General features: G+C 51.5%; 1 protein-coding gene. It reads right to left on the minus strand.

Annotation, left to right across the window (positions count from 1 at the left end):
• Positions 1-157: 157 nt before the first annotated feature.
• Positions 158-1,732 (minus strand): ComEC/Rec2 family competence protein (locus A918_RS21210; protein ID WP_022712429.1); only part of this gene is annotated, 1,575 nt, incomplete at its 5' end.

Raw genomic sequence — 1,732 nt, forward strand, 5'->3', positions numbered from 1 at the left:
TGCTGCATATTCTTGCATGGGCAATAACGGGTCATTTAAGTAGTGCGTCTCCCGACAAGACAATACAGCAAACGCCCTACAAGCCTGTTTTTTCTGCACTATTATGCTGTGACTACGCATTCATAATAGCTACGATCATAAGAAGATGCGGCGGCTCTTATTTCGAATCTTCCAGATTACGGGCAGCACGCGACCAGAGGCGGTAGCTGTGCCATGGTCGTTGCGGCTCTCCCACTGCAAACACGACCTGAGCCTGTTCCGGCCGATATGCCAAACCAGTTTGATGCACTTGCGCCTTTATAGTCGCGCTTTGCAGCATAACCGGAAAAAGACTTTGTGCTGTATCCGTATATCTGCGGCTATCGGGTTCCAGATAAATCTCTGCCACGCCTCGTAGTGCCAGCTGCTGGCGGGTGATGATGGCAGGGGCATTTTGCGTTACTGTGCCTGTAATATTGCTGGCTTTTCTATCGGGGCAAGACAGGTTTCCTGCATAAGCGAGAATAATAATATCACCGATAGTACAGGCGACATCTGCCGCAGGCCGGTTCTCGGCATAGGCCAACACCTGCCCGTTTTGCAGATCAAAGCTGCATAACCCGTCCTCACAGACAAAACCTTCTGAACCTGCCGCGCTGCTATTATCCGGCGTTTTAACCTCATGGATTCTATAGGCCTTGCGCCAATTATCTATTGTGAAGGCAGCCGGTCGTGCTCGGTTTACATAGAGACTATTGTTCTGACGGACTGCAACCAGTCTGGCATCTTCCGAGATAATAATATCCGGTAAACTATTCATACTCAGTACAATCCCGCCAGCCACGAGAAAGAACAGCGATATAAGCCGCAATTGACTGGTAAAGATCATCGCCGAAAGCATTGCCGCCGTCCAAAGCAACAATACCGGCACGGGCAACAGGCCGGGGATCAGATCAGGGGAAAGTCCGGCAACAAAATGTGCAATCCATTTAACCAGTTCAATGCCTTTCCCCATCACTTGCAAAGGCAACCATTCCAGTCCCAGAGGCATCACCAACAAAGACAGAACCGCAAAAGGCATAATCAGTACCGAGATCACCGGCAGTGCCAGTGCATTTCCCAACATGCCAAGCGGTGCCATATTGTTAAAATGAAAGGCTGCAAAAAGCCCGCTGGCCGTACCGGCTAAAAGCGAAGTCGCCGCAATCCCGCCAAGCCAAATCCTGAGCTTACCCCCCAATGTCGTCTGCCGCGTCGCTTGTTCATTGCTTTGTCTCTTGCGTAATTTCCACCATGCAAAGCCTGCAATCAGCGCACCGGTCGCAGAATAGGACATCTGAAAACTAGGCCCCAGAATTTCATGCGGTGTCACAAGAATACTGAACAGCGCTGCAATCGCCAGATTGCGCAAGGTCAGAGCTTTACGATCTAAAATCACCGCACAAAGCATCACGGCGAGCATGATAAAACTACGCTGTGCCGCCACATCTGCACCCGACAAAGCCAGATAAAAACCCGAAGAAAACAGCGAAATCAGTGCGGCAATTTTCTTCACCGGATAATAGAGCGCTAAAGACGGGAATAGTCCGGCAATGCCACGCAGGCTCACCATGACAATTGCTGCTGCCAGTGCCAGATGCAGGCCGGAAATTGAAAGAATATGCGCCAGCCCTGCAATGCGCAGCGCCTCATTGGTTGTCTCGCTGATCCCTGCCCGCTGGCCGGAGATCAGCGCTGCGGCCACCGCCCCCTC

The sequence above is a fragment of the Pseudochrobactrum sp. AO18b genome, assembly GCF_000409565.1.
Taxonomy (GTDB): domain Bacteria; phylum Pseudomonadota; class Alphaproteobacteria; order Rhizobiales; family Rhizobiaceae; genus Pseudochrobactrum; species Pseudochrobactrum saccharolyticum.